General features: G+C 77.2%; 3 protein-coding genes. 1 reads left to right on the forward strand and 2 read right to left on the reverse strand.

Annotated features, from left to right (window positions below; translation table 11 throughout):
* Both G5C62_RS26555 and G5C62_RS26560 read right to left on the reverse strand, forming a co-directional pair.
* Positions 1 to 818, reverse strand: an 818-nt coding sequence (locus G5C62_RS26555; RefSeq protein ID WP_164703349.1) for a metal ABC transporter substrate-binding protein, incomplete at its 3' end; no start/stop codon positions are given.
* Between the two features lie 66 nt (positions 819 to 884).
* Complete coding sequence (locus tag G5C62_RS26560) at positions 885 to 2,189, reverse strand: ABC transporter permease subunit (protein WP_206330888.1); 1,305 nt, start codon at positions 2,187 to 2,189, stop codon at positions 885 to 887.
* 46 nt (positions 2,190 to 2,235) lie between these two features.
* On the opposite strand from G5C62_RS26560, the gene G5C62_RS28430 reads away from it, so the two are divergent.
* A partial coding sequence (locus tag G5C62_RS28430) for a hypothetical protein (RefSeq protein WP_241176159.1) occupies positions 2,236 to 2,306 on the forward strand: 71 nt, incomplete at its 3' end.

A 2,306-nucleotide genomic window follows, 5' to 3' on the forward strand; every position in this document is an offset into this window, starting at 1 on the left:
TCGCGGACGAACCCGGTCGCCTCGGTCAGCGCCTCGGTGGCCGGCTCCTCGTCCGGCGCCAGCCCGCTGATGCCGAACTGCTCGAGGTCGTAGGCGTCGGCGAGGTAGCCGAAGGCGGTGTGGCTGGTGACCAGCTCCCGGCTGGCGCAGTCGGCCAGGCCGGCCCGGAACTCCCCGTCCAGCTCCTCCAGCTCGCCACGCAGGACCGCGGCGTTGGCGGTGTACTGCTCGGCGTTGGCCTCGTCCACGGTGGCCAGGTGCTCGGCCAGCGCCTCGCCGACGGCGGCCATCCGCATCGGGTCGTGCCAGAAGTGCGGGTCGGTCACCTCCTCGTCGGCGTGCTCCTCGTCGCCGTGTTCCTCCCCGCCGTGTTCCTTCTCGGCGTCCTCTTCCTCCTCGGCGTGCCCGTGGTCGTGGGCCTCGAAGGTGAGCGACAGGTCGGCCGGCTCGCCGGCGTCGAAGGCCTGCTCGGCGGCCTGCTGCTCGACGGCGGCGTCCACGGCGGGCTGCAGGGTCGGCAGGAAGACGACCACGTCGGCCTCGGCCGTGGCGGCGACGTCGCGCGGGGTGAGCTCGTACTCGTGCGGCTCGGCGCCGTCCGGGGTGAGGGACGTGACGTCGGCCAGGTCCCCGGCCACCTGCTCGCTCAGCCAGGCGAGCGGGTAGAAGGCCGCCACCACCGCCAGCTGGTCGCCGTCGGCACCGGCTGCACCGGCGTCGGCCGTGCCGGAGCAGCCGGCCAGCGCGACCACCCCGGCGCAGGCGAGGGACAGGGCGGGCAGCGGGCGGGCGGGACGTCGACGGGACGGGAGGTGCATGGCCACGATCGTCGCCGTAATGAGAATCGTTGTCAAACCACGCCGACCCGTCCGGCGGCCGCGTCGTCAGCCCACGCCGGCGGGCTGCTCCGGCGACGGGGCCGCCGCCCGGACCGGGAGCCCGGCTGGGGCCGCCGGCCGGCGCGGCCGGCGGCTCAACCCGGAGAGCGATACCGCCAGCACGGACGCGGCCACCAGCGCACCGGTCGGGGCCAGCACCGCCCAGGGCGCCCGCTCGACGTAGGGCATCCCCTCGGCCAGCAGCAGCCCCCACTCCGGCGTCGGTGACGTGGCGCCGAGGCCGAGGAAGCCCAGCGCGGCCAGCGCCAGCGCGATGCCCGGCAGCCGCAGCACGGCGTTGCGGGCGGCCGCCGGCAGGACGGCGGGCACCACGTACCGCCAGGTGACCGTGGCCGGTCCCACCCCGAGCACCGGGAGCACGGTGACGTGCCGCTGGCGCCGCACCTCATCCGACGCGGCGGCCACGTACGCGGCGATCGGCGCCCAGGCGACCAGCGAGACGGCCAGCGCGGCGCCGGCCTGCGAGGTGCCCAGCGCCGCGGCGACGAGCACGCCGACGATCACCGGCGGCGCGGCGTTGGCCACCTCCACCGGCCCGACCGAGGCCCGTGGCGCCAGACCCACCAGGACGCCGACCACCAGCGTCGCCAGCACGACCAGCGTGGCCGTGCCGACGGTCTGCACCGCGCCGTGCGCCACCCGGGCCAGCAGGTCGCGCCCGCTGGCGTCGGCACCGAAGGGGAGCGCGGCGCTGGGTGCGGCCAGTCGGGGGTGCGCGGAGGTGAAGGGGTCGCGGCCGAGCCCGGCGGCCGCCACGAGGGCCAGCAGCCCGGCGGCGCCGGCCGGGAGCAGCCAGTCCCGGCGCCGGGAGGGGGTGGCCCGGGCCGGCACCGGCACGCTGCCGCTGCGCATCGCCCGGCCCAGCAGCAGCGCCCGGGTCAGCGCGGCCAGCCCGCCGAACACCGCGGAGACACCGAGCAGCAGCAGCATCCCGGCCTGCAGGGTCGGCAGGTCCTGGGCCTCCGCAGCGCCGAGCACCGCCCGGCCGAGCCCGGGGACGGCGAACACCTGCTCGACGGCGACGGCGCCACCGGTGAGGCCGACGAGCACCAGCGCCACCTGGGTGGTCAGCGCGGGCAGGGTGCGGCGCACCAGGGCGCGGCTCAGCTGCCCGGCCGACGCGCCTGCGACCTGCCAGGTGGACACCCAACGCTCGGTGCCGGTCACGGTCAGCCCGTCGGCGACCAGCCGGCCGATCAGCCCACCCGCGGGCAGGCCCATCGCCAGCGCCGGCAGCACCACCGAGGACGGGCCGGTCCAGCCGTAGGGCTGGAACCAGCCCAGCCACACCGCCTTCGGCTACCTCGCCGACGCCTACGACCTCGAGCAGTTCGGCATCAGCGGGCTGGCGCCGGACGAGGAGCCGGCCACCGAGGCGCTGACCGAGGCGACCGGGTTCGTCCGCGA

The sequence above is a fragment of the Modestobacter sp. KNN46-3 genome (assembly GCF_011039295.1).